Origin of the sequence: Streptococcus chenjunshii, assembly GCF_003086355.1 — a bacterium.
Lineage (GTDB): Bacteria > Bacillota > Bacilli > Lactobacillales > Streptococcaceae > Streptococcus > Streptococcus chenjunshii.
This window is the reverse complement of the sequence record NZ_CP031733.1, coordinates 1,513,134-1,538,404: the sequence shown is the minus strand read 5'-3', so window position 1 is coordinate 1,538,404 and position 25,271 is coordinate 1,513,134. Positions and strand designations below refer to the sequence as shown.

General features: G+C 40.5%; 19 protein-coding genes. 15 read left to right on the top strand and 4 right to left on the bottom strand.

The window, feature by feature from the left end:
- Positions 1 to 8: 8 nt before the first annotated feature.
- Both DDV21_RS07400 and DDV21_RS07395 read right to left on the bottom strand, forming a co-directional pair.
- The gene (locus DDV21_RS07400) at positions 9 to 911 is read right to left on the bottom strand and encodes a cation transporter (protein WP_116878723.1); all 903 of its coding nucleotides are present in this window, start codon (positions 909 to 911) and stop codon (positions 9 to 11) included.
- Between the two features lie 5 nt (positions 912 to 916).
- Positions 917 to 1,339, bottom strand: a complete 423-nt coding sequence (locus tag DDV21_RS07395) for a MarR family winged helix-turn-helix transcriptional regulator (RefSeq protein ID WP_116878724.1) — start codon at positions 1,337 to 1,339, stop codon at positions 917 to 919.
- A gap of 260 nt (positions 1,340 to 1,599) precedes the next feature.
- On the opposite strand from DDV21_RS07395, the gene DDV21_RS07390 reads away from it, so the two are divergent.
- Positions 1,600 to 2,550 carry an IS30 family transposase gene (locus DDV21_RS07390; protein WP_116879182.1) on the top strand — a complete coding sequence of 317 codons (951 nt, stop codon included), beginning with the start codon at positions 1,600 to 1,602 and terminating at the stop codon, positions 2,548 to 2,550.
- A 142-nt stretch (positions 2,551 to 2,692) separates the two neighbouring features.
- Positions 2,693 to 2,869 carry a 30S ribosomal protein S21 gene (gene rpsU, locus DDV21_RS07385; protein WP_000048058.1) on the top strand — a complete coding sequence of 59 codons (177 nt, stop codon included), beginning with the start codon at positions 2,693 to 2,695 and terminating at the stop codon, positions 2,867 to 2,869.
- Positions 2,870 to 3,070: 201 nt separating this feature from the next.
- On the opposite strand, the gene mscL is transcribed toward rpsU, so the two are convergent.
- On the bottom strand, positions 3,071 to 3,454 hold the full coding sequence (gene mscL / locus DDV21_RS07380) for a large conductance mechanosensitive channel protein MscL (protein ID WP_116878726.1): 384 nt from the start codon (positions 3,452 to 3,454) through the stop codon (positions 3,071 to 3,073).
- A gap of 169 nt (positions 3,455 to 3,623) precedes the next feature.
- Here mscL and dnaG point away from each other — a divergent pair, with 169 nt between their 5' ends.
- From dnaG to DDV21_RS07320, 12 genes are all read left to right on the top strand, one after another.
- On the top strand, positions 3,624 to 5,393 hold the full coding sequence (dnaG, locus tag DDV21_RS07375) for a DNA primase (RefSeq protein ID WP_220431761.1): 1,770 nt from the start codon (positions 3,624 to 3,626) through the stop codon (positions 5,391 to 5,393).
- A gap of 8 nt (positions 5,394 to 5,401) precedes the next feature.
- A complete protein-coding gene (gene rpoD / locus DDV21_RS07370) occupies positions 5,402 to 6,511 on the top strand; it encodes an RNA polymerase sigma factor RpoD (RefSeq protein ID WP_116878728.1) in 1,110 nt (369 codons plus the stop codon).
- Positions 6,512 to 6,740: 229 nt separating this feature from the next.
- Positions 6,741 to 7,076 carry a metal-sulfur cluster assembly factor gene (locus DDV21_RS07365; protein ID WP_116878729.1) on the top strand — a complete coding sequence of 112 codons (336 nt, stop codon included), beginning with the start codon at positions 6,741 to 6,743 and terminating at the stop codon, positions 7,074 to 7,076.
- Between the two features lie 669 nt (positions 7,077 to 7,745).
- Positions 7,746 to 8,600 (top strand): dTDP-4-dehydrorhamnose reductase, encoded by an 855-nt coding sequence (gene rfbD, locus DDV21_RS07360; RefSeq protein ID WP_116878730.1) that lies wholly within the window; start codon positions 7,746 to 7,748, stop codon positions 8,598 to 8,600.
- A gap of 463 nt (positions 8,601 to 9,063) precedes the next feature.
- On the top strand, positions 9,064 to 10,218 hold the full coding sequence (cps2T, locus tag DDV21_RS07355) for a beta 1-4 rhamnosyltransferase Cps2T (RefSeq protein WP_116878731.1): 1,155 nt from the start codon (positions 9,064 to 9,066) through the stop codon (positions 10,216 to 10,218).
- Positions 10,208 to 11,140: a glycosyltransferase family 2 protein gene (locus DDV21_RS07350; RefSeq protein ID WP_116878732.1), complete on the top strand. Its 933-nt coding sequence runs from the start codon at positions 10,208 to 10,210 to the stop codon at positions 11,138 to 11,140. Before cps2T ends, DDV21_RS07350 begins: the two co-directional genes overlap by 11 nt.
- Entirely contained in the window at positions 11,141 to 11,944 is an 804-nt protein-coding gene (locus DDV21_RS07345) for an ABC transporter permease (RefSeq protein WP_116878733.1), read from the top strand.
- Positions 11,944 to 13,170, top strand: a complete 1,227-nt coding sequence (locus DDV21_RS07340; RefSeq protein ID WP_116878734.1) for an ABC transporter ATP-binding protein — start codon at positions 11,944 to 11,946, stop codon at positions 13,168 to 13,170. The genes DDV21_RS07345 and DDV21_RS07340 overlap by 1 nt, the downstream gene beginning before the upstream one ends.
- Positions 13,171 to 13,668: 498 nt before the next feature.
- A complete protein-coding gene (locus tag DDV21_RS07335; protein WP_116878735.1) occupies positions 13,669 to 15,069 on the top strand; it encodes a glycosyltransferase family 2 protein in 1,401 nt (466 codons plus the stop codon).
- Positions 15,066 to 16,814, top strand: a complete 1,749-nt coding sequence (locus DDV21_RS07330; RefSeq protein ID WP_116878736.1) for a rhamnan synthesis F family protein — start codon at positions 15,066 to 15,068, stop codon at positions 16,812 to 16,814. Before DDV21_RS07335 ends, DDV21_RS07330 begins: the two co-directional genes overlap by 4 nt.
- Positions 16,811 to 19,282 (top strand): LTA synthase family protein, encoded by a 2,472-nt coding sequence (locus tag DDV21_RS07325; RefSeq protein ID WP_116878737.1) that lies wholly within the window; start codon positions 16,811 to 16,813, stop codon positions 19,280 to 19,282. Before DDV21_RS07330 ends, DDV21_RS07325 begins: the two co-directional genes overlap by 4 nt.
- 8 nt (positions 19,283 to 19,290) lie before the next feature.
- The gene (locus DDV21_RS07320; protein WP_116878738.1) at positions 19,291 to 20,808 is read left to right on the top strand and encodes a glycosyltransferase family protein; all 1,518 of its coding nucleotides are present in this window, start codon (positions 19,291 to 19,293) and stop codon (positions 20,806 to 20,808) included.
- A 177-nt stretch (positions 20,809 to 20,985) separates the two neighbouring features.
- On the opposite strand, the gene DDV21_RS07315 is transcribed toward DDV21_RS07320, so the two are convergent.
- Positions 20,986 to 21,912 carry a glycosyltransferase family 2 protein gene (locus DDV21_RS07315; RefSeq protein ID WP_116878739.1) on the bottom strand — a complete coding sequence of 309 codons (927 nt, stop codon included), beginning with the start codon at positions 21,910 to 21,912 and terminating at the stop codon, positions 20,986 to 20,988.
- Between the two features lie 485 nt (positions 21,913 to 22,397).
- Between DDV21_RS07315 and DDV21_RS07310 the strand changes: the two genes are divergently transcribed.
- The gene (locus DDV21_RS07310) at positions 22,398 to 25,250 is read left to right on the top strand and encodes a GBS Bsp-like repeat-containing protein (RefSeq protein WP_116878748.1); all 2,853 of its coding nucleotides are present in this window, start codon (positions 22,398 to 22,400) and stop codon (positions 25,248 to 25,250) included.
- The last annotated feature ends 21 nt before the right edge of the window (positions 25,251 to 25,271 follow it).

Genomic DNA, 25,271 nt, shown 5'->3' with positions numbered 1-25,271 from the left:
ATTTGACTTCAGCAGATATAATCTAAACTGATATATTCATAGCTTTGTTTTAAATCGTTTAAAACCATTTCTTTTTTAGCAGAAAGTTCTTCCATATTGAGAATACCTGCTTCTCTGCCCAGCCTCAAGTAGACTTGAAAAGACATGCCGACTTTATAGATATGACAGTTTTGAATCAAACCGGCTGTCTTAAAATGCGATTGAATACAGGATTCGATTTGCCTTGCAGCCTCGCTGCCTTTCACAGTACCTCCGGCAATCTCAAAACTGGAGCCCCGAATGATAGATAGAGGTTCTTTGATAACAAAGAGAACAAGAGTGACTGTGATGAAAAAATCTCCTGTGTATTTAAGAAAACCAAGGGGAGACTCGACATCGATCAGTAAAACAAAAAATGCGGCCGCCCCCACACCTGCTGAAATCATACCGTCGACAAAGGCGTTTTTACTTTCAGATAAAAGCATCGTGCTGGCACCGCCGATTTTCCGATTCTGTTTTCTATAATAATAAGATAATCCTAAACAAAGACAAATCATTATTAAAGCATAAGGGATGATAGGAGCTACATTTAAAATTTCACCTTTTCCTTTTGTGAAATAATAGTAGGCTCTTATGGAAACAGCCGCCGTCGATGATATCAGTAAAACTAGGGACAGTACGGATTTTGCCAGAGCATAGACCGGCTCTAAAATAAAGAAACCATTTGGGAACCGGCTGTTTTTTTTAGAACTGTTTTTAGAGATGAAAATAGCGAGTAATCCAGATAAAAGAGCGATAATGGTATAGTAAGAATCAATAAAGAGTGCTTCAAGCATCGTTATACGGTAGACAATTAATCCTGTCAGTCCCATTAGGATATTGATAATAATACCAATCCTTAACGCTTTTTGTTCAATTTTTTTCTGTTCCATAATATTTACCTAAATTCCTTGTTAACTTTATTGATAAGATAAGCAAGCTGCTTGCGCTCTTTCTCATCCAGTACTGACAGCATATCCAGAAAAATAGTGTCTGCCAGTTCAAGGTTTTTGCGGCAGTGTTCCTGCAGTTCTGCATTAAGCTCTAAGTAAGACACTCGTTTATCAGTTTGCGAAGGTGTTTTACTTAAATAGCCTTTGTCCAAAAAGCTGTGGATGATCCGTGTTGCAGCAGGTTTAGAAATTTTAGCTTTCCGTGAAAAGGCAGTCAGAGTTGTCTTTCCTAAGTCATATAAAAGATCAATATAGTGCTCTTCATTAGCTGATAAATCCGGAAAATCTGTACTGCGCAGGCTGCTGTTTTGAAAACGAATCAAGGCTTTGTCATAAAGCTCTGCAAACTGTTTGGCAATAGATGGCATAACAATCCTCCTCTGAGTAACAAAAGTAATTACTTTTGTTAACTATTTTAGAAAAAAACAGGAAAACTGTCAAAGAAAAACTACTTTCAAAAATGAAAAAGACAGCAGAAGCTCTGAAATATAAGGCTGAGGACACAATGAAAAAAGATTGTGAGAAAGCAAGGCCTGAAAGTTCTAAAATGAAGTTAGCCACTTAGATGCAAAAAAACACCTCTATGTTACACTTGTAGTTGACGAAAACACAAGTAAAGGACATAGAGATGCAAGACCATTATACACCAACAGGCAAGCACTTGACAATAGCTGATCGCCGCTTGATTGAACGCTGGAAGCAAGAAGGGAAATCTAATCGTGAGATTGCAGGTCTCTTAGGCAAAGCTCCTCAAACGATAAACAACGAGATGAAACGTGGACTGGTCCTCCAACAGGTGCGTAAGGGGAAGTTTGAGAAGCTTTATAGGGCGGATAGAGCTCAGGAAGTGTATGAGATTAATCGAAAAAATAGCCGTAAAGCTGTTAGTCTCACGAAGAAAGTCAAGGAAACCATTGTCCACTACATCAAGCTGAAGTGGTCACCTGAGATGATTTCAAAACGTAAAGTCAACGTCCCACAATCCACCATATACTACTGGATGGACAAGGGGTACCTGGGGCTGACTAAGGCAGATAGGCTGTATCCAAGAAAAGGCAAATCCCCTAAGAAAACAGCCAGTCCTAATTTCATGCCTGTTGGAAAGTCGATTGAGGAGCGGCCTGAAGCGATCACTCAACGACTGGAGGCTGGGCATTATGAGATTGATACGGTTGTTCAGACACGGGCTAAAGCGCCTTGCTTTCTGACATTAACAGATCGAAAAACCAGGTATGAAATCATTCGTTACTTGCCCAGTAAGACAGCACAAGCCGTTAACGAAGCCTTGTCGAGCATTTTACAGGAATATCAGATCACGTCAATCACAGCTGATAATGGGGCAGAATTTGCTAGACTAAGCGAGATTTTTAGTGAAGAGAAGATCTACTATGCTCACCCTTATTGCTCTTGGGAAAGAGGCTCTAATGAGAATCACAACCGTCTTATTCGACGTTTCCTACCCAAGGGAAAAACAAGAGCGACCAGAAAACTGGCCACTCAGATTGAATGGTGGATAAACAATTATCCCAAACGAATATTAAACTACAAGACACCTAGAGAAATTGTATTCAGTGGCTAACTTCAACTTGAAATTTAGCGAGAAAGCAAGGCCAACCGAAAAGTTGATATTTCTGATGAGTAAGTGTTGACTTTTAAAGGAAATTTAGCTATTCTATTAATTGAACGTGAAAATGTTACATTATCTTGAGGAGGTGAAATCCATGTCAAAGACAGTAGTACGTAAAAACGAATCACTTGACGACGCTCTTCGTCGCTTCAAACGTTCTGTGACTAAAGCTGGTACTCTTCAAGAATCACGCAAACGTGAATTCTATGAAAAGCCTTCTGTAAAACGCAAACGCAAATCAGAAGCAGCTCGTAAACGTAAAAAATTCTAAACAGCAGAGAATAAAGAAAACAGGCTGAAATGCATTCAGCCTGTTGTTTTTTGACAAAAAAAGGGACAAAAATGTCCCAGTTTTAATGCGCAATAAACAGCACCAGACTGTTTAATGGCTATAGAAGTCTGACCAACTGTGTGGAAATGGGACAACAAAATCGATTCGTTCGAAAATGTGTTTTTGTCCCGTATTTTTAAACTATTTTTTTTCAGCAAGCAGGTCACGGATATCTGCGAGCAGTTCTTCTTGTGTTGGCCCAGCTTCAGCTTCTTCCTCTTCAGCTTGTTTTTTGCTGAGAGCTGTTGCTTTATTAGCCGCTTTAACGACAAAGAAAAGAGTCGTACCGACGATAAGGAAGTTAATAACAGCGCTCAAAAAGCTGCCATAAGCGATACCATGCCATGAAAGACCGGTTAAATTTTCAACGCCAGCGGCTTCAACGAGCGGGTTAAGGATAAGGGGAGTGATGATATCACCAACAAGTGAAGTGATAATGGCATTAAAAGCAGCACCCATAACAACGGCAACAGCTAAATCAACAACATTTCCCCGAAATAAAAATTCTTTAAGTTCTTTAATCATTTTTTTTCCTTTCCTTTTATTGTTTTCCATTATAAAAAAAATATACCCGAAAAGCAAGATGGATGCTCAATTTTTTAAAATTTACAAATGCCCTTGGAAATGCTATAATGAAGTCTAAGATTAAAATGGGTTTTTGTGTGGAGGTGAGCGTTTGGTCTTAGATAAAGAAATGATTGCCGAAATCAAAAACAGTGTTAACATTGTAGAAGTGATTGGAGAAGCTGTCAGTCTGTCTAAGGCTGGCCGCAATTATTTAGGCCTCTGCCCCTTTCATAAAGAAAAGACACCCTCTTTTAATGTGATTGAAGACCGTCAGTTTTTCCACTGTTTTGGCTGCGGAAAATCCGGAGACGTTTTTAAATTCATTGAAGAATACCGACAGGTCAGTTTTTTAGAGAGTGTCAAAATCATAGCCGAACGCAGCGGTATAACGCTGCAGCTTGAGACACCGTCTCTTAAAACCAAGCAGGTTCATCCCCATCAAAACCTTTTTGATATTCATCAAGATGCTGCCAAATTTTATCATGCTGTTTTGATGACAACAAGAATCGGTCAGTCAGCTCGTGATTACCTTTATCAAAGAGGGTTGACAGATGATATGATCACTTATTTTAATATTGGGCTGGCTCCTGATGAAAGCGATTATCTCTATCAGTCTCTAAAGGCTAACTATCCGGAAGAAACGATTGCTGATTCCGGTTTGTTCAATATCGCAGAACAAACCGGAACGGTTTATGATGCCTTTAGAAACCGGATTATGTTCCCCTTGACTGACGATCAGGGGCGTACGGTTGCCTTTTCCGGAAGGATTTGGACTGAGCAGGCAGACAGTGACAGGCAAGAAGCTAAATATAAAAATTCCCGTTCAACACTTATTTTTAATAAATCTTATGAGCTTTACCATCTGGATAAAGCTAAGGCTGTTATCAGTAAACAGCATGAAGTGTATGTAATGGAAGGCTTTATGGATGTGATAGCAGCTTACCGCGCAGGAACAGCAAATGCTGTCGCTTCAATGGGGACTGCTTTGACAGCTGAGCATATCAGCCATTTAAAGAAATTCACCAAAAAAGTGATATTGACTTATGACGGGGATCGGGCCGGACAGAATGCTATAGCTAAGGCTTTGGAGCTTTTGAAAGATTTGTCTGTCGAAATTGTCCGTATTCCTAATCAAATGGATCCGGATGAATTCAGTCAGCAAAATTCTCCGGAAGAGCTGCAGAATCTGCTGGTGAACTCTCGAATCAGCAGTGCAGAGTTTCTGATACAGCATCTAAAGCCGGAAAATACAGATAATTTACAGTCTGAAATTGCTTATGTAGAGCAAATTGCCAAAATTATTGCTCAGACGCCATCAATCACAGCGCAAAATACCTATATCAATATAGTAGCCGATTTGCTGCCGGATTTTGATTACTTGCAGATAGAACAGGCTGTAAACAGCGAGAGATTGGCGGAGCGCTCTCAGCTAAGGCAGAATCAGACTAGTCAGACGCCGGTTCAAACTGTTAATTTGCCGCTGTCAAAGCGGCTCACGGCGCTTGTCAAAACAGAGAGTCAGCTCTTGCACCGTCTTCTTCATCACGACTATTTGTTAAGTGAGTACAGAAATAAGGAGGAGTTTTCTTTTGAAACTGAGGAACTTGAAGCTTTATACCAAATTGTCAAGAAACAGGGGGAAATTACTGATTTAGACTTAGCTCAGATGACGGATCATCTCAGGCAGGTTTATTATCAAATGCTGGAGGAAAATTTACCGGATGATATTGCCCCAGGCGAGATAGCAGATTTAGAAAATAAGCGGGCCCGTTTACTGAAAGAGCAGGAACTGCAGCGGCAGAGTAAACGGATTCGTGAATCCAGTAATCACGGTGATGTTGATGATGCTTTGAAAGCACTGGAAAATTTAATTGCTCAGAAAAGACAAATGGAATAGAGGAAAATATGGCCAAAGAAAAAGAGATTACAACATTTAATGTTCAAGTTGCTGAGTTTATTCGCAATCATAAAAAAGCAGGGACAGCAGTTGATGATGAGGTGACAGAAAAGCTGGTTATCCCTTTTGCACTTGATGCGGACCAGATTGATGATCTCCTTGAAAGGTTAACTGACGGCGGTATTTCAATAACTGATAAAGAAGGAAATCCTTCGGCAAAATATATTATTGAAGAACCGAAGCCGGAAGAACTCACTGATGAAGAACTGCTTGGCAGCAACTCTGCTAAAGTTAATGATCCTGTCCGTATGTATCTCAAGGAAATCGGTGTGGTTCCTCTGCTGAGCAGCGAGGAAGAGACTGAACTGGCTGTAGCGGTTGCCAACGGTGATTTAGAAGCTAAGCAGCGCTTAGCCGAAGCCAACCTGCGTCTGGTTGTCTCTATTGCTAAACGTTATGTTGGCCGGGGCATGCAGTTTCTCGATTTGATTCAGGAAGGCAATATGGGCTTAATGAAAGCTGTTGACAAATTTGACCATTCTAAGGGTTTTAAGTTTTCAACTTATGCTACATGGTGGATTCGTCAAGCTATTACACGGGCTATTGCAGATCAGGCACGGACCATCCGGATTCCGGTTCATATGGTAGAAACAATCAATAAATTGGTTCGGGAGCAGCGCAACCTTCTTCAGGAACTTGGTCAGGATCCTACTCCAGAGCAGATTGCTGAACGTATGGATATGACACCGGACAAGGTCCGGGAAATTCTCAAGATCGCACAGGAGCCAGTTTCACTGGAGACACCGATTGGAGAAGAAGATGACAGCCATCTTGGTGATTTTATTGAGGATGAAGTGATTGAAAATCCTATTGATTATACAACACGGGTCGTTCTGCGCGAACAGCTGGACGAAGTTTTAGATACTCTGACCGACCGTGAAGAAAACGTTCTGCGCCTGCGCTTTGGTTTAGATGATGGGAAAATGCGCACACTTGAAGATGTTGGCAAGGTCTTCAATGTAACACGTGAACGTATTCGCCAAATTGAAGCTAAGGCTTTGCGCAAATTGCGCCACCCAAGCCGCAGCAAACAGCTGCGTGACTTTATTGAAGATTGATTAGTTGTGGATCAGCAAAAAGTATTTTCAAAATGTGAATTCTAATTCATTAAAGTTTGCCGCAGCAGTGATTTATTAGCAGTCAATGTGCGGGAAAGGGCGGGGTTTTACCATTCAGAATGTTATCTCGTACTGCTAAAAGGAAGGAAACTGTAAAATCGTCTGTGTTCTTGGTTCAGCCAAGCTGTTTAGCGGGACCGAAGTTAAAGACAGGACGGAGGAAGTGAATATGGCTGAAAAAAAATATACAGAAGAAGAGGTTGTCGGAATTAAGGACCGGATTCTTGAAGCACTTGAGATGGTGATTGATCCTGAGTTAGGAATTGATATCGTCAATCTCGGCTTGATTTATGAAATCCGTTTTGCAGACAGCGGCTATACAGAAATTGACATGACGCTGACAACTATGGGATGTCCTTTGGCTGATCTTTTAACGGATCAGATTTATGATGTCATGAGAGACATTCCGGAAGTTACTGAGACAAAAGTGAACTTGGTCTGGACACCGGCTTGGAATATTGAAAAGATGAGCCGCTATGCCAGAATTGCACTCGGTATCCGCTGAGATGAAATTGAACACGGCCTAAAATCCTAGTGAAAAAGATGTCTGCCAGCGTGATGCAAGCATCACTTGTCAGCCCCTATTTTCATACGGATTTTTAAACGGCCTTTGTATCTTGGTGAAATTGAACACGGCCTAAAATCCTAATGAAAAAGATGAAGTCCGTCGCGGTGCAAGCATATTGCTAAACAGCCCTAGTCGTCTTGACAGGGGTGCGTCTGCGAAATCTCAGATTTCTGGTTTACCGTCAGCCGTAGCCGTCTGAAGGCTTTGTCGTCTTAGCAGCCGACCGCACCCTTCTAGCCGTCCTGGCAGAGGTGCGCAGACGAAATCATAGATTTCTGGCTTACCGTCAGCCGTAGCCGTCTGAAGGCTTTGTCGTCTTAGCAGCCGACCGCACCCTTCTAGTCATCTTGGCAGGGGTGCGTCAACGAAATCATAGATTTCTGGTTTACCGTCAGCCGTAGCCGTCTGAAGGCTTTGTCGTCTTAGCAGCCGACCGCACCCTTCTAGCCGTCCTGGCAGAGGTGCGCAGACGAAATCATAGATTTCTGGCTTACCGTCATTTTCATACGGATTTTAAAACGGCCTTTGTATCTTGATGAAAAAGGGATGAAAATTCCTTTTTTTTAGTGTAAAATAGGGTGAGTACAAATTTAAAGGAGTTTCACAATGATTTTAATTACTGGTGCTAAGGGACAATTGGGGACAGAACTGCGCCATTTGCTGGATGAACGCAACGAGGACTATGTTGCAGTTGATGTTGCTGAAATGGATATTACTGATGCTCAGAAAGTGAAGGCTGTTTTTGAGCAGGTGAAGCCGACTCTGGTTTATCACTGTGCAGCTTATACCGCTGTTGATGCTGCTGAAGATGAAGGGAAAGAACTGGACTATGCTATTAATGTTACCGGTACAGAAAATGTAGCACGGGCGGCAGCTGAGCATAAAGCCAAATTAGTCTATATTTCAACAGATTATGTTTTTGATGGCAATAAGCCTATCGGCCAAGAATGGCTGGAGACCGACCAGCCTGATCCACAGACGGAATACGGCCGTACCAAGCGTCTGGGAGAAGAAGCTGTTGAAAGGTATACAGACCAGTTTTATATTATTCGTACGGCTTGGGTGTTTGGTAACTATGGGAAAAATTTTGTTTTTACTATGCAAAATTTGGCTAAAACACATGACAGCCTGACTGTGGTTAATGATCAGCATGGCCGTCCGACTTGGACAAGAACATTGGCTGAGTTTATGACTTATCTGGCAGAAAATCAAAAAGCATTCGGCTATTATCATTTATCTAACGATGCTAAAGAAGATACAACCTGGTATGATTTTGCCCTTGAGATTCTGAAAGACAGCGATGTTACCGTAACACCGGTTGCTTCCGATCAATTCCCAGCTAAGGCTAAACGCCCTTTTAATTCGACCATGAGCTTAACTAAGGCTAAGGGAACCGGCTTTGTGATTCCGACTTGGCAGGAAGCCCTGCAGGCATTTTACAAACAGGATATCAAAGAATAAGCCGCTTTTCCCTGTGTTTTAGCGGCTGAAATCATTCAAAAAATGTTTACCGATGCTGCTTTGCACAGAGTTTTCTTGAATTGGTGTGTGAGTTGAGAAAGTAGGACAAAAATCGTAAATTATCATAAAATGACGCTTTCGATTTTGCAGCCCCGCCTCCGTACAGTTGATCAGGGGAACCGCTATCCTTCGCGCAAGCAACAAGGAACAAGAACGTCCAATCAACCACTGCGCCAAACGCATCTGTTTAAAAAAGTAAAACGAGGCAGGGGACAAAAAGTCCTGCCTCGTTTTTTGATGCTTTGTAAAAGAGAAAATCCTTAGATTGCTGTAAACCGTTTTTCATCTAAGTCAGGAGCTGGAATTTGAGCGGTAGCTGAGTGTTCGGTTTTTAACTTTTTTCGCAAAAATAATGGTATTATGGTATAATGACTTTGATTGTATATAATGGAGAAGTGCACTTATGCAACATATTTTCATCATAGGAAGCCGCGGCTTGCCTGCTAAATATGGTGGTTTTGAAACATTTGTTGAAGAATTAATAAAACATCAAAAAAATAAAGAGATCTGCTATCATGTTGCCTGTCTGAGCGATAAGGAGCACCACAGCCATTGGACTTATTTGGGTGCGGACTGTTTTACCATTAAAGCTCCCTCGATCGGCCCTGCCCGCGTTATTGCTTACGATATGCTGGCGATTAATTACAGTTTGTCTATTATTAAAAAGGAAAACATTGCTTCACCGATTTTTTATATATTAGGTAACACAATTGGTGCTTTTATCAGTATTTTTAAGAAAAAAATTCAGCAGGTAGGCGGGAAACTGTATATTAACCCGGATGGTTTGGAATGGAAACGGTCGAAATGGTCCAAGCCAGTGCAGACCTATTTAAAATACGCTGAAAAATGTATGGCTAATCAGGCTGATTTAGTGATTGCTGATAATACTGGCATTGAGAATTATATTAAGCAAGCCTATCCCAATGCACAGACCCGTTTTATTGCCTACGGGACAGATATGTCTTTGACTGAGCTGTCGGCAAATGCCAAAAAAGTTTCAGCATATTTTGAGAAATGGGGACTTAAACAGGGGCAGTATTACCTTCTGGTTGGACGCTTTGTTCCAGAAAATAATTACGAAACCATTATCCGTGAGTTTATGCACTCTAAAAGCCAAAGGGATTTACTGATTATTTGCAACCATGAAAATTCTCCTTATTTTGAAAAATTGAGAGCAGCTACCCATTTTGAACAGGATAAACGGATTAAGTTTGCGGGGACTGTTTATGATCGCGATTTGCTTAACTATATCCGTGAGCAGGCTTTTGCTTATATTCATGGACACGAGGTTGGCGGAACTAATCCGGGACTGTTAGAAGCTTTGGCGCACACAGATTTAAATGTGGTTTTAGGTGTGGATTTCAACCGATCTGTTGCAGGGAACTCAGCGCTTTACTGGGACAAAAAACAGGGTGCTTTGGCACAGCTCCTCAACAGCATCGATGAACAAAGCGATTTTTCTGCTTTGGCGCAAAATGCTAAAGAAATTGTCCGCAGCCATTATACTTGGGGAAAAATTACCAAGGAATATGAGGATTTATTTTTAAATGAAAGTTAATATTCTAATGTCGACCTATAATGGAGAAGACTTTTTAGCGGAGCAAATTGAAAGCATTCAAGCGCAGACATTTGAAAACTGGCAGCTCTTAATTAGGGATGACGGCTCGAGTGACCGAACGCCGGAAATTATTGAAAATTACCAAAAAAAAGATCAGCGCATTCGCTTTATCAATGCCGATAAACGTGAGAATGTCGGTGTTGTTGAGAACTTTTTTACCCTTGTTAAATATGAAACAGCGGACTATTATTTTTTCAGCGATCAAGATGATGTTTGGCTGAAAGATAAGCTGGAAGTGACATTAGAAGAAGCTGGTAAGTATGATAGGAGCGCTCCTTTAGCTGTTTATACAGACTTAAAGACAGTTAACAGGGATTTGGCCGTCCTTCAGGAAAGTATGATAAAAGCCCAGTCAGGACATGCTAATACAGATTTGCTGTCAGAACTGACAGAGAACACAGTGACTGGAGGCACCATGCTGATCAATCAGTGTTTAGCTGAAAAGTGGCAGCACTGCCGCCAGCTCCTGATGCATGATTGGTATTTGGCTTTAATGGCAAGTGCTTCCGGTCATCTGGTTTATTTAGATAAAGCGACCGAGCTTTACCGCCAGCATGACAATAATGTTTTAGGAGCCAGAACTTGGTCAAAACGCCTGAAAAACTGGCTGCGGCCGCATAAGCTTTTGGAAAAATACTGGCGGCTGATTACTGCCAGTCAAAAGCAGGCAGAAAACTTGCTGGATTTAGATTTATCTGATGAAAACAGAGATTTAGTCAAAGCTTATGTCCATTTGCTTGATAACCCTTTTAGCGAACGGCTGAAGCTTTTAAGAAGCTATGGTTTTAGGAAGAACCGAGCTTTCCATACCTTTGTTTTTCGCACATTGATTATCACTAAGTTTGGTTATAGGAGAAAATAAATGGGTTTATTTAGTCGAAAAAACCGTATTTTGTTAAAAGAATTGATAAAAACAGACTTTAAACTGCGCTACCAAGGTTCTGCCATTGGTTACCTTTGGTCTATTCTAAAGCCTTTGATGCTTTTCGCAATTATGTATGTTGTCTTTATCCATTTTTTGCGCTTGGGCGGTGATGTCCCGCATTTCCCAGTAGCTCTTTTGCTGGCTAATGTTATTTGGGGTTTTTTCTCAGAAGCAACCAATATGGGAATGGTCTCAATTGTAACGAGGGGGGATTTGCTGAGGAAACTGCATTTTTCTAAAAGCATCATTGTCGTCTCAGCAATTTGCGGAGCTGCTATCAATTTTGGCATCAATCTGATTGTTGTGATGATTTTTGCTTTATTTAACGGTGTGCAGTTTTCCTGGACTCTTATTATGATTGTTCCTTTTTTCATCGAACTGTTTCTTTTAGCAACAGGAATTGCTTTGATCTTATCTGCTTTATTTGTAAAATTTCGTGATTTATCGCAGATTTGGGAAGTTGTGATGCAGGCCGGAATGTATGCGACACCGATTATTTATCCGATTACCTTTGTGACAGAACGAAATATTGTTGCCGGCAAACTCATGATGCTCAATCCTCTTGCTCAGATCATTCAGGATTTACGTTATTTCCTGATTGATCCTGCTAATACGCCGATTTGGCAGCTGATTAATCATAAATCTATTGTGGCGATTCCTTATCTTCTGCCAGTCCTTGTTTTTTTGATTGGACTTTTAATTTTTAATAAACAATCCAAGAAATTTGCGGAGATTCTCTAATGACAGATAAAAATATTGCAGTAAAAGTTGATCATGTCAGTAAATATTTTCGATTACCGACAGAAAGCACTCATAGTTTACGCACAGCTATGGTGAATCGTTTTAAGGGTATTAAAGGCTACACTGAACAGCATGTTCTCAAAGATATTAACTTTGAAGTGGCAGAAGGTGATTTCTTTGGGATAGTTGGCCGAAATGGTTCTGGAAAGTCAACACTTTTGAAAATTATTTCACAAATCTATGTGCCGGAAAAAGGAAAAGTCACGGTTAATGGAAAACTGGTCTCTTTTATTGAACTGGGTGTTGGTTTCAATCCTGAACTGACCGGCAGAGAAAATGTCTATATGAATGGTGCTCTGCTCGGTTTTTCAACAGATGAGATTGATGCCATGTATGATGACATTGTTGATTTCGCTGAGCTGAAAGAATTCATGAATCAAAAGCTTAAAAACTATTCAAGCGGTATGCAGGTGCGTCTGGCCTTTTCAGTTGCTATTAAGGCACAGGGAGATGTTTTGATTCTCGATGAGGTGCTGGCTGTGGGAGATGAAGCATTTCAGCGCAAGTGCAATGATTACTTTTTAGAGCGAAAAAACAGTGGTAAGACAACTATCTTGGTTACACATGATATGGCAGCGGTGAAGAAGTATTGCAACCGTGCTGTTTTAATTGAAGATGGTTTAGTAAAAGCCTATGGCGAACCATTTGATGTTGCCAATCAGTACAGTTTTGATAATACGGAACAGGTTATTGATGAAAAGGCTGATCAAGATGATGCGCAGACAGCAGCTGAATCAAAAGCGCCTCAGGTTGATAATTTAGAAGTGAAACTGCTTTCTGCCAGCCGTATCAGGCCGGATGAGAAAATACAGTTTCAGATTTCCTATGATGTATTAGATGATACAGCAACTTACATTGCTCTGTCTTTAACAGATATTGACCGCAATATTTGGGTTTATAATGATAATTCTATGGACTATCCTACAAGGGGAAGCGGTCATAAAACGGTCACTTATGAATGTGATTTATCGGCTCTTAATGACATCAAGGTCAAACTGGAAGTGACTGTGAGAGATGAAAACGAGCAGATGCTGGCTTTTTCTTCAGCCGCACAGACGCCGGTTATTCTCCTCAACCGGACTGATATTCAGGCTGATGATAAGTCAGCTATGGACTCGGCCAGCGGCCTGATTCAGAGAAACGGCCTTTGGGAATTTGCAGAATAGAGGGGCTGATTTTAAAGGGTCAAGCCGGATAAAAACAAGCAGTCTGCTGCCCATCTAGTCACTTTGTCAGAGGCACGTCTGCGAAAGCGAAATCGGAGATTTCTGGTTTTCCGCTAGCCGTAGCCGTCTGGAGGCTTTGCCGTCTTAACAGCCGGCCGCACCCTTCTAGTCATTCTGGCAGGGGTGCGTCTGCGAAATCACAGATTTCGGACTTACCGCCAGCCGTAGCCGTCTGAAGGCTTTGTCGTCTTAGCAGCCGACCGCACCCTTCTAGCCGTCTTGGCAGAGGTGCGCAGACGAAATCATAGATTTCTGGCTTACCGCCTTTTCATACGGATTTTTAAACGGCCTTTGTATCTTGATGGAACTGAACACGGCCTAAACGCTGTGTAAAAAAGATAGCCCTCCCTTGAGTCTTTAGTGACTCGGCGGTCAGGCTCCTATTTTTACTTTGCGTTCTTAACGGCCTTTGTATCTTATGAAAGGAGTATTGGCTTAATGAAAGTGTCTATTATTTGCACTAATTATAATAAGGGTACTTGGATTGCAGATGCCATTGAAAGCTTTTTAAGTCAAAGGACTTCTTTTCCATATGAAATTATTATCGTTGATGATGCATCAACGGATGAATCGCCAAAGATTATCGCGTCTTATGCGGATAACTATCCGGAAATAATCAGAGCTTTTTATCATACTGAAAATCAGGGGATTGCTAAGACCTGGGTGACCATCTGTCAGGAAGCTAAAGGGCAGTATATTGCACGCTGTGACGGTGATGATTACTGGATAGATGACTGTAAGCTGCAAAAGCAGGTTGACTTGCTGGAAAAAACTCCAGATTCAAAATGGTCTAATACCGATTTTGATTTTGTAGATAGCAGCGGGAAAGTAACCCAGGCCAAAGCCTTTGCTAATCAGGCTATTCCTTTGATTACAACCTATGAAGATATGCTGGCTCTGAAAGGGATGACCATGGCTTCAACTTGGCTGGTGGAACGGGAGCTTATGCTGGAAGTCAATCAGATGATTGATTTAGATGCAGTTGATGATACTTTCAATTTGCAGTTAGAGCTGTTTCGAAAAACCAGCTTAAGTTTTTTACCGGATGCTACAACAGTTTACCGCATGGATGCAGAGTCGGACTCTCGCACCAAAAATGTTGAAAAATTGCGCAGGCGTTTTCAGAGGTTGCTGGCAACCCAGATTGAATATGTTAAAAAATATCCGGACAGTGATTATAAAAAAGCTTTTTTGACTCTTTTAAATAAGCATACCGATTTTGAAATTTTATTATCGCAAGACTTTAAACCTAGTGCCGCTGCAGCTCATGGGCAAAAAGTGACTATTTATTATGCAGGTGCGAATCATGATTTTTCTGAAGATCAGGTTTCTGAGTTTTTGCTTCAGGAAAAAGACAGTCTAACAATTGACTTGCCAAAAGGAACGCAGCACTTGCGGATTGATTTGTCAGAAATTCCTAGTTATTACCAGACGGTTAAGCTGGTTGACCCAGAATTTAATACTGAGCTGCTGCCTGTTTTTACGAACGGTTTGCAGATAAAAAACGCTTTTTTCTTTAATGATTCTGATCCGCAGATTATTTATAATACCGAGCGAGTAACCAGCCCAAGCTTAATTTTGCAGTATACTATGTTTAATCTTGATGATCATCAGTCGGAAAATTACCTTATCCGTCTCTTATCGGAGGATTTATATGCCAGCCGTTCGGAGCTGCAAAAATTAAGACTTTCTCAGACAGATTACCAGCGTGTCACGAAAGAAAGAGATACTTATAAAAAAGAACTGGAAGAAATGGTTATCCGATATAATGCTGTGACGCATTCACGCCGATGGACGATTACAAGCAAATTAATTAACCTATTGAGGAGAAAAAAATGAAGAGACTGCTTTTATATGTGCATTTTAATAAATATAATCGTGTCAGCTCGCATGTTTATTATCAGCTGACCCAGATGCGTCCCTTATTTTCTAAAGTTGTCTTCATTACCAATAGCAGTGTTTCGGCAAGTGATCAGGAAAAACTGAGAAATCAGAATCTGATGGATGATTTTATCCAGAGAGAAAATATCGGTTTTGATTTTGCAGCATGGCGTGACGGAATGAATCATGTCGGTTTTGATAATTTAAAAGATTACGATGTTCTGACTGTCATGAATGATACCTGTTTTGGTCCGCTGTGGGATATTAAAGATTACTATCTCAATTATGAAAAGCAAGAAACTGTTGACTTTTGGGGGTTGACCAATAACCGTCAAACGAAGCAGTTTAAAGAACATATTCAAAGTTACTTTATCACCTTTAAACATGCGGTGCTGCAGTCAGCAGCCTTTCATGATTTTTGGAGCGGCATTCAAAATTATACGGATGTGCAGCAAGTAATTAACGATTATGAAACACAGGTGACCACAACACTTTTGGCGGCAGGTTTTCATTATCAGACAGTCTTTGATACAACTAAAGAAGATGCTTCGCATATGCTGCACGCAGATTTTTCTTATTACCATCCGACAGCTATTTTAGCTCATAAGGTTCCTTTTATTAAAGTAAAGGCTATCGATGCTAACCAGCATATTACGCCCTATTTGCTGGATGAAATTGAGCGCATTTCAGCTTATCCAATAGATTTGATTGTGTCGCATATGTCAGAAATTAATTATCCTGATTTTAAATATCTTCTGGGCAGAAAATATTTAAAATCAGCTGATCTGCCTCAGTCTCTTCAGAAAAAAATTGCTGTCCATCTGCATGTCTTTTATCTTGATTTGCTGCCAGAGTTTCTATCGGCTTTTGAACAATTTCATTTTGATTATGATTTGTTTATCACGACAGACAGCAAGGCTAAACAAAAAGAGATTCAGACAGTTCTGGCCGATCATTCTAAAAAAGCAGAAGTATTTGTGACAGGCAATATCGGCCGCGATGTTTTACCGCTGCTTAAGCTTAAAAACGAGCTGGAGGCTTATGATTATATCGGCCATTTCCACACTAAAAAGTCTAAGGAAGCCGACTTTTGGGCAGGAGAATCTTGGCGCAAAGAGCTGATTGCTATGCTGGTTGAACCGGCAGACAGCATCATTGCTAATTTTGGCAATGATAAATTAGGTCTTGTCATTGCTGATATTCCAACATTTTTCCGTTACAATAAGATTGTTGATGCTTGGAATGAGCATTTGATTGCTCCGGAAATGAATAAGCTTTGGCAGCAGATGCAGCTGGAAAAGGCAATTGATTTTAATCGATTTCATACTTTTGTGATGAGCTACGGTACTTTTGTCTGGTTTAAGTATGATGCGCTGGCTCCTCTGTTTAACTTAGACTTACAGGATGAAGATGTGCCGGCAGAACCTCTGCCGCAGAATTCAATTCTACATGCGATTGAGCGCTTAATTGTCTATATCGCCTGGAGTCAGCATTATGATTTCAGAATCTCGCAAAATCCGGTGACACTAACCCCTTTTGTTGATAATAAATTATATAATGAACGCGGCAGCAGTGCCCCGCATACTTATATTGATTTTACATATATGGGAGGTATCAAGGGAGCATTCAAGTATATTTTCATAGGGCCTGCAAGGGCAGTGAAATATATTATTACACGTTCTTTGGAAAAATTGAGATCATGAGAAAAAACTTAAAAGAAATAAATTGGGTAAATGTATTACAGCATATTCTTCTGCTCATATTTACCTTCTATATCAATTTGTACTTGGTTACCAGCAGTTTGCTGTCAGGAAAGGAACTGCCGGCTCCTTTTGCCAGCCTCAGTTTTTATCTGTTTCTGGTGTATCTGGTTTCGGTAGCTGCGCTGGGCATCTATTTTTCGAAGGAAATCAATAAAAGATTTTTTATCAAGCTGGGAATTTCCTATTTCATTTACTTATTTGTCTCCTATTTCCTTTTAGTAACCAGAAATATTAATAATAAAAAATTTAATCCTTGGGATTTGTTCCAAAACCGCTTTTTTGAAGGAAATGCCTTGCTGACTATCTTAGCCGTTGTAGCTATTGGCTATCTTTTTCAGTATCTCTTTGAACAAAGGCAGTATTTTCCTAAATTAGAAGCCGTTTTACTGGACTACCAGCCCAAAGGGCGGATACTTTATCTGATTTTAGCAACCATTATCTGCAATGACAGCAAACTTTTACACAGTTTCCTTCCTTCTGCCGAGAAGTACTTTGAAAAAGGAAATGTTGCTGATTTCATCTCTTATCTGACATCCAATCTGCTTTGGATTATCTTTTTCGTTATTCTTTTATCAATCACTGCTTTGCAGGCTTTGAGGGATCTTAAGCGAAATAAAGCCAGCCTGTCCCTGAGTTTAATGACCAGTCTGTCTTTAGCGCTTATCTTTAATTACTGCCTCCAGTACGGGGTAAAAGGCGATACGGAATTACTGGGAGCCTATGTGTTCCCAGGGGCCGTTCTGTACCAGATTATTTTTCTCACAGTCGTTTATATTATGGTCTATGCCATTATCAACCGCTATCTTTCAGCTACGCTGTTAATCACAGTTTCCGGCATACTGATTTCGGTAGCCAATTTTATAAAAGAATCGCTTCGAAATGAACCGCTGCTGATTACCGATTTCGTTTGGTTGCAGGATGTTAATCTTCTGGTGAGTTCTGTCAATATCAGGGTTGTTATTTATCTGGTATTACTGCTTTTAGCTACAGGTTCTTTCTACTATTACTTCAGAAAAAGGCTTCTGCCGGGTCCTATTTTTATTAGAAAGCGTGTTCGCTTTTCAATTTTAGCGAGTCTGATGGGACTGTCCTTATTTGTTTTTTTGATTTTTAAAAATGAAAAAAACAATATGGTTACAGGCGGTATACCGGTAGTATCAACGGTAAATAACTGGGCTAATATTGAATGGATGGGATTTGATGTTAATGCCAGATATAAATCCCTAATGTATGTTTGGACAAAGCAGTTAACGAAATCCACAATGGACACACCTAAAGACTACAGTGAAGAGAGTATCAAGCGGGTCGCTGAAAAGTACACAAGTCTTGCTGAAGAGATTAATGCGACCAGAGATCATAGTATTTCAGATCAGACAGTTATTTATATTCTCAGTGAAAGTTTTTCCGATCCCTTTAAAGTTGCCGGTGTAACAGTCAGTCAGGATGTTATGCCCAATGTTCGGGAAATTGAAACACAGACAACCAGCGGCTTAATGCGTTCTGATGGCTATGGCGGTGGAACAGCTAATATGGAATTTCAAACCTTGACAGGTCTTCCATTTTATAATTTTTCTTCTTCGGTTTCTACACTCTACACTGAGGTTGTTCCGAAAATGTCAATTTTCCCTTCTATCAGTGACCAATTTGAAGCTAAAAACCGTATTGTACTTCATCCCTCTGGTGCCAAAAATTATAATCGAAAAACAGTCTATGAACAGCTAGGATTCGATACTTTGATTTTTTCTTCCGATTCAAAAGATACCTTTGAAAATCCTGAGGATCTCGGTGTCAGTGTCAGTGATGAGACGGTATATAATAATATCTTAAGCCAGCTAAAAACAGGTGAAAGTCAATTTTTCTCTGTTATTACGATGCAGAACCATGTTCCATGGTCTGTTGGCAAACCAGCCGATATTCTTGCATCAGGTGAAGGGTTCAGTGAATCTGAAAACGGAGCGCTGACAGAGTATGTCAGGTTATTAAGTTATACGGATGCAGCAACTAAGGATTTCTTGGACAGCTTATCCGAAGTGGATGAAGATGTGACAGTTGTTTTTTACGGGGATCATCTGCCGGGTCTGTATCCGGACAGCGCCTTTGCTTCTGATCCAAACAGTCAGTACCTGACAGATTATTTTATCTGGAGCAACCATGAGACGGCGAAGCTGGATTATCCGCTGGTTAATTCCAGTGATTTCACTGCTGAACTTTTGGCTCACACAAATTCTAAAGTCTCTCCTTATTATGCTTTATTAACCAGTGTTCTTGAGAATGCCAGCGTGGATAAAGAAGGGGAACTGACAGAAGAGGAGGAGGAAGTTGCAAATGATTTGAGGCTGATTCAGTACGATATTACGGTTGGAAAATCTTATATTTCTGACTATGAAGAGTTTTTTAAAATAAAATGAGGAGAAACATGGAAAAGTTATTGAAGATAGGAAACTCAGTTTTCTTTGTTCTTATGGTTTTATGGGGTTACTTTGCTGTTTATTTTGCATTTCAGTATTTAAATATTGATTATACCCATTTAACAGATGCTCTGGCGAAACTGTTAGTTGTTTTTGTTATTCTGCTGTTTTTGGCTTTTCATTTTAAGAAACAAACGATAAGCATCGGCAGGATAATCTATACCTTTCTGGTTTCTCATAAATTATATGTTTTAGCAGGTGTAGCTCTTTTTCAGCTGCTGATTACATTTTCCAGCTTAGCTCTGGCATCTGCGGACACAACTATCGTCTATTTAATTGCTACTGACCCAGAATACGCTGCAGCTACTGACTATATATCTTTTAACCCTAATAATTTTTTATTGGTTGTATGGTTTAAGATTAATTATCTTTTTTCCAAAGAAAATTTAGTTGTGGCATTGGCATTTTGGAACATACTTTTTATTGATTTGTCTATTGTTTTTGTCTATATATCAAATAAATTGATGTTAAACAGAAAGACAGCGGATGTTTCCTTTCTGCTAATGGCTCTTACTCTCGGGCTTTCGCCGCAGCAGCTTTATACTTACTCTGATGCTATTACGCTGTTTCTGCTCAGTCTGTTTATTCTACTGGCAGTTTTGATATCAAAAAATAAACTGAAAAGTAAAGGGGCAGTTCTATTAGGAACAGTGTTAGCACTGGCCTATGGCTTCAGACCGACAGTTATGATTTTTATCATTGCTGGCGCTATTGTACTAATCGCTTATGTCATTAAGCAGAGAAATTCAAAACGGCTTAAAAGCTATATGAAGGTACTGCTGATAGCTGCCTGCTCATTTGTTTTGGTGAATAGGGCTCTGGCGTTTTCTTTAGAAAAACAGGATTTTGTCAATTATGAGCCGCAGATGAGCCGTACAATGCTCTATTATGTCAATCTAGGGCTGACTTACTCTGGGAATGTCCATTCAGAAATTTCTGAAGAGGTTTGGCAGTCTGCGGGCAGTGACAGAAATAAATTAGCGCTGGACGAAATCAAGCAGCGCTTAGCGAATTATAAGTTTACGACCTTTATTGGACACCTATTCTATAAATACTATTGGATCGTCGGCGAAGGGAATTTTGGCTGGTTTCAGGAAAGGGTAATGAATGAGGAACAGCGCTTGACAGTCAAGTGGTTGAAAAATATACAGGACAGTGCTTTAGCCAGATGGATTAGAAGCTATGTCTATGTTGAAGGGGAAAATTATCATTTATATGGCGCTTTCTTGCAAATCATATGGATAGGTGTTTCAGTCGGTCTTATCGCTTTTTGCTTCTTCTTCAGTTTAAATAATGGTTTTCAGCTCTGGATGCAGATTACGGTATTTGGCGGCTTGCTGTTTTTGATGATTTTTGAAGGCGGAAGAACACGCTACCTTATCCAATTTCTCCCAGCGATTATAACCGTTTCCTCGATAGGGCTATCTCAACTTAATATGCTGTTAAGCCAAAAGATAAGAGAATAGAACCTATAGTCTTGATGAGATGTTAAAATGAACAAACGAAGCTGCGCACTTTTGTCGCAGCTTCGTTTGTCTTATAAGATAAGAGTCAATTTTGTCCCATCACTCTAGTGATAGGGATGACTTTGAAATCGCGCTTTCCTTGTTTATTGCATATGTAAAAGGTAGAATCTGATAGTTTTATCTTTTCTCTTTAACAATATAGACAGGACGTTTTTTAGTTTCTAAAAAGATTTTAGCGATGTATTTTCCGAGTATTCCGATGCAGAACAGCTGAATCCCGCCCATAAAAAGTATAATGGAGACGGTACTCGCCCATCCGGATACTGGGTCATCCCAAATTAATTTACGAATAACGATAAAAATGATAGCAAAGAGTGAAAAAACAAAACTGGCTGTCCCGGTCCAAGTTGCAATATTTAGAGGCACTTCGGAAAAATTAACAAATCCGTCAATAGAATATTTGAGCAAGTCGAAGAAGTTCCAGCTGGTTTTTCCTGCGACCCGTTCACGATTTTCAAAACTGATATAAGTTGTCTTAAAGCCTACCCAAGAAAAGATTCCCTTAGAGAAACGATTGACTTCACCTAAGGTTAAAATACTGTCAACAACCTGTCTGGTCATCAAGCGAAAATCTCTGGCACCGTCAACCATTTCAGTGTCTGTAATTTTATTGGCAAACCAATAAAACAGTTTAGAAAACAGTGAACGTATTGGGGGCTCACCTTTTCGATTAGCACGCCGCGTTCCAACAACATCGTAGCCTTCTTGAATTTTTTCATACATCTCTGGCAGCAGATCTGGCGGATCTTGAAGATCAGCATCCATTACCGTAATCAGATCCCCTCTAGCTTCCTCCAGACCAGCCAGCAAGCCAGCCTCTTTTCCAAAATTTCGGGAAAAGGAGATGTAATGAACATTACTGTAATCATTTGCCAAACTGCGCAGGACAGCGAGTGTCCCGTCCTTAGAGCCATCATTGATAAACAGATATTCAACAGCGACATTGCTTCGCATACGCTTTTCAATTTTCTGCATTTCTTTTAAAAAAGGGCGGATGGCCTCTTCTTCATTGTAACAAGGAACAACAACAGATAAAAGTGTCATAATATAACTGCCTTTACTATAATTCTACTTTAAATTATAACATAGAAATGCTGTTTTAGTAAATCTGAATCATAAAAAGGACACGGCAGCAACTGTTTGAATGATAAAACGAGTTTTTTTCGAATAAAAGGATGAGGGCTGCCTGACAACCGAAATTAGCTGTATATAAAACAGTACTCACTCTGCCCTTTCTTTACAGATAGGCACTCTGTTATGTAAAAAAGAGATGAAAGGACGGGCTGCCTTTCAGACTGGTTTAAACAGCCGGTCCATCAAACCATTCTATGTTTTGCTATGTAGCAACCAGGAAGGAGCAAGTATTGTGCAGCTGTATGTAACAAATGCATCTTTTTGTAAAAAAGCTTTAAAATCAACAGGCTTGCCCGCCTTATAAATGAATGCTATAATAAATTTAAATAAAAAAAAGAAGGATTTAACTATTGGAAAAGAAAAAGCTACAGACTTACCTCATTGCTCCTTTTGTAATGAGCGTTTTTTTAGGAACAGGCACTGTCTTGGCTGAAGAACAGCTTACAGACAGCTCGTTTCCAGAAGAAACAGTGACAGAAATACAATCTAATATTCCGCTTGATACAGTTACAGCTGAAACTGATACAGCTGCGGCTGCCGATGAAACATTTAATGATACGGCTTTGCCAGCAGAAGCTGACAGTGGTCAAAAGGAAGAAACTCTTGAACAGCCTTCCTTTGCTGAAAGTGAGTTTTCAGATTCTGATACAGCTGCTCAAAATCAGAACACAGTGACTGCAGAGGCTGTGACAGATGAATCAACGGAACTTTCGCTTGCTGCCGATGATCTTCAGTTTCTAGATGCGGATGCAGCAGCGGTTTCTTTGAGAGCTGTGTCAGCTGAAGCACAGTCTTTAGAAACAAGTTCTTCAGCAGACAGCGCGGCAGTTCTTACAGTTGCTCAGCAGCCTGAAACTGTTGCTGATGTGACCGATAATGGCATAAGGATTCAATATCAAAAGCCATCTGCTGCAAATGAGAGTATTAAATTTGCTGTTTGGTCGGATGTCAATGGGCAGGATGATTTAGTCTGGTATACGGCTGATGCAGCCGGTGCTGCTTATGTTGACTTATCGCGGCACAGATCTTACGGGACTTATCATATCCATACTTATTCGATTCGCAACGATGGGAACTATGGTTTAAATGCTATGACGGTTACAGTGGCAGAGCCGCAAATAGCTACAGCGATTCAGCAGACAGGAACAGGCACTTTTGATATCATTATCAGCAATGTTCCTCAAAGTATCACCGATATCATGGTTCCAGTCTGGTCAGACCAAAAAGGCCAAGATGATCTAGTCTGGTATACCGCCAGCCAGACCGAACAAAGAACATATAAAGTCAGTGTTGCGGTCGCAAACCATAATAATGACAGAGGGCATTATCATGCTAATATCTATGGTTACAGTACAATATTAGGCAGCCAAATCGGTTTATCTGCTACATCCGGTTTTGACAATGTAGACACACGTAGCAATGCGACAGTTTCTATCGCAAATTATGCTGAGAACAAGACAACTTTTGATGTTGTGGTTGCAGGTTCGTCAGTATCTAAAGAGATCGCAGCTGTTAATATTGCGGTCTGGTCGCAGGATAAGGGTCAGGATGACCTGAAATGGTATTCTCCGGCTGTTAGAAATAACAGGGCATCAGCAACCGTCAATATTGCTGATCATTCTAATCGTTCTGATACGTATATTGTTCATGTATATACAGATTATAGTGACGGCACAACTGTGGGGACAGTTCTGGGTTCCTATAAAATTACAAAGCCTGCTGCTAAGAATACAGTGACAGCCGACTTAAACACCGATGGTATTGCTATAAGGCTGGATTCTAATACAGTGACAGATTATAGCAAAGTCCATTTTGCGGTCTGGTCAGATGAAAAAGGCCAGGATGATCTCCAATGGTATCAATCGAGCAGCAGCGGTACGGTTACTGCACCATACAGCAATCACAGAGGCTATGGGCTTTATCATATCCATGCTTATCTCAATGATAACGGACGTATGATTGGTCTTGCTGCAAAAGATTTTGATATTAGCCAACCTGATGTAAAAACAGCAATCACTAAAGCTACAGAAACCAGCTATTTGGTAACTGTTTCTGAGGTCCCGGTTTATATGAGTTCGATCATGCTTCCAGTATGGACGAGCAACAATGGCCAGGACGATCTCAGCTGGCTTACTGCAGATAAGCAGGCTGACGGAACCTATACAGCAACGATTAACTTAAAAGATCATCACTTTGAAACAGGGCATTATCATGTTAATGTCTATGGGCAAAGTAAAATTGGCAATCAGTTTATCGGTTTGTCAGCAACTGAAGGGTTTACGGTAACGGAAGCTGTTAGAGCTGCAGATGCTGCGGCTGCTGTGACTAATCATAATGCAGCAGCTGGCAGGCTTGAAGTGATCGTTACAGAAAATGCTGACGGGAAAATTGTCAAAGGTGTCCGAGTAGCTGCTTGGTCAGAAAGCAATCAAGCCAATCTTGTTTGGTATGGAACGGCCTCAGTAAGTGGCGGTAAGGCGTCTGTCACTGTAGATGCGAAAAACCATGGCTATATTCAAGGAAACTATACAGTTCATGCCTATGTTGATTATAACGATGGCAGCACGTCAGGGTTTGATCTTGGGAACTACGCATTCAATGCTGAAAGACCGGCGGTTGAATTACCATCATATTTCATTGATATCAGCAGCCACAATGGAATTATTTCAACAGCAGAGTTTACTTCTCTGAAACAGCAGGGCATTCAAGGAGTTGTTGTGAAATTGACAGAAGGGACAACCTATACTAATCCTTATGCTCGGGCGCAGATTGCTAATGCTCAGGCTGCCGGTGTTAAAGTCTCCGCCTACCATTACTCACACTACACTACAGAAGCACAGGCCAGAGCAGAAGCGCAGTACTTTGTCAGCGTCGCCCAGTCTATGGGTCTGTCAAATGCGACCGTGATGGTTAATGATATGGAAGAATCCGCTATGCTGTCCAATATTAATAATAATATTCAAGCTTGGCAGGATGAGATGAACCGTTTGGGTTACAGCAACTTAGTTCACTATACGATGGCTAGCTGGCTGGACATTCGAGGCGGTCAGGTCAGCACTTCCCGATTTGGGCTGTCTAATTTCTGGATTGCTCACTATACTAATGGGTATACCTATTTAACTCAGGAACAGGCAAAAACACTCTCTTATTATTCAAATGCAGCAGCTTGGCAGTATACCAGTGTTTCTCCTAAATTATCTCATAATTTAGATGAAAATATTGATTATACAGGCAGATTTACCAGTTAATGATTGTTTAGAAAGTTGGTG